At 64.8% G+C, this 1,317-nt stretch carries 1 protein-coding gene; it reads right to left on the reverse strand.

Annotated elements, in window-relative coordinates; genetic code table 11:
* Nucleotides 1-30: 30 nt before the first annotated feature.
* Nucleotides 31-1,250 (reverse strand): IS3 family transposase gene (locus tag CJ197_RS14770; protein WP_369801562.1). Its coding sequence is split into 2 segments (ribosomal slippage): nt 31-980 and nt 980-1,250, totalling 1,221 coding nucleotides; the frame shifts between segments, so codons are not numbered across the junction.
* Nucleotides 1,251-1,317 lie beyond the last annotated feature (67 nt).

Below are 1,317 nucleotides of genomic sequence, written 5' to 3' on the forward strand. Positions count from 1 at the left end.
TGGGCTTGCCCGCAAGTTGTTGACGGTTGATCAAGCTGCTTGGGCTTGATCTGCGTGTTCTTCGGTTTTGGCCTGGTCGCGTTTGATGGCGTTCTCGAACGCGACCGGGCTGGTGTAGTCGAGGCTGGAGTGCAGCCTGCGACGGTTGTAGACGATCTCGATCCAGCGAGCGACCTCGCGGCGAGCTTCGGCCCGAGTCGGCCAGGACCGACGATCGTAGAACTCGGTCTTCAGCGTGGCCCAAAACGACTCGGCCATCGCGTTGTCCCAGCACACTCCGGTCCGTCCCATGGACTGACAGATCCCCAGTTCCTCGCAGGTCTCGAACAGCGTCTTGGACGTGTACTGGGTGCCGCGATCAGCATGGAACACCAGCCCCTCTGGCACATCGCCACGCAAGGTATGGGCCATACGCAGTGCTCGGTCAACGACACTGGCGCCCTGGCACTCGTCCATCGCCCAGCCCAGCACGCGCCGGGAATGCCCGTCACGGACCGCAGCGAGGTAGAGCCACCCCTCGCCGGTGGGCAGATACGTGATGTCACTGATCCAGACCGCATCAAGACGCCCTTGGTCCCACCGCCGCTGGACATAGTCCGCGAAACCCCGGGCAGAGGAGTCTTGGATCGTCGTCACCGGGGTGAACATGCGCGGACTGATGCCCTCCAGCCCCTGGCGACGCATGGACGCAGCGACCGTCTTACGGTCGACCATCATGCCCTGGCCTGCGAGCTCGCGGGTGATCCGCGGAGCCCCGTAGACCTCATCAGAGGCCTGGAATGCCTCGCGCACAGCCTGGTCGATCACCTCCCGCCGCTGAGCCCTCGGCCCGGGGCCGTGCTCGCGACGCCGCCGCCAGGCGTAATAGCCCTGACGAGTCACACCCAGCAGCCTGGCCATGCGCGTGATCTCGAAGTTCGCCTTCTGCGCATCCATCAGCTCGAACCGTTCCGCTGGGGTGGCCTCGACGCGAAGAAGGCGGCTGCTTTTCCCAGGAACTCATTGTCCCTCTCCAGCTCATAGACCCGCCGCCGCAGACACTTCAGCTCCTCACGTTCCTCAGCCGCTAACGGCGCATCCGGACCCGGCGCCGGTCCCCGGCGCTCACGCTCTTGTTGCACCCAGCGGCCCAGCAACTGCGGGCCCACATCGATCTCCGCAGCCACATGCGCGATCGGCCGGTCCGTATCCAACACCAAAGCCGCCGCCTCCCGACGATACTCCGGCGTATAGCTCTTCCGCTTCCTCATGACGACAACCTCCCGCAGGTCACCACGACCCGCCATCTCAGGTGTCAACAACAGAAGGGTAAGCCCA

Source organism: Brachybacterium sp. UMB0905, assembly GCF_002871795.1.
Lineage (GTDB): Bacteria > Actinomycetota > Actinomycetes > Actinomycetales > Dermabacteraceae > Brachybacterium.